This is a genomic window from Methylobacterium sp. A54F (assembly GCF_053346035.1).
The window spans coordinates 1-322 of the sequence record NZ_JBKFBF010000089.1 but is presented as its reverse complement, the minus strand read 5'-3'; the positions used below and the strand labels follow the sequence as shown (position 1 = coordinate 322).

The following is a 322-nucleotide window of genomic DNA, read 5'->3' as shown; positions in this document are numbered from 1 at the left end:
AACAACGGCGCCATCACGCCAGAGCAGTTCGAGACCCTGCGCCAGGACTTCTTGAAGCACGCTGAGGGCAAGGAGCTGTTCGCCCAGGACCTCTACGGCGGCGCCGATCCGGCCTACCGGGTCAAGGCGCGGGTGTTCACCGAGTTCGCGTGGCATTCGCTGTTCATCCGCAACCTGCTGATCCGGCCGGACCGATCCGAGATCGCGTCCTACGTGCCGGACATGACGATCATCGACCTGCCGAGCTTCCAGGCGGACCCCGCCCGGCACGGCTGCCGGTCGAAGACCGTGATCGCCATCGACTTCTCGAAGAAGCTCGTGC

General features: G+C 65.2%; 1 protein-coding gene. It reads left to right on the top strand.

The window, feature by feature from the left end; translation table 11 throughout:
- The coding region (locus ACLBXP_RS25465; RefSeq protein WP_447670616.1) for a phosphoenolpyruvate carboxykinase (ATP) at window positions 1–322 on the top strand (322 nt) is incomplete at both ends.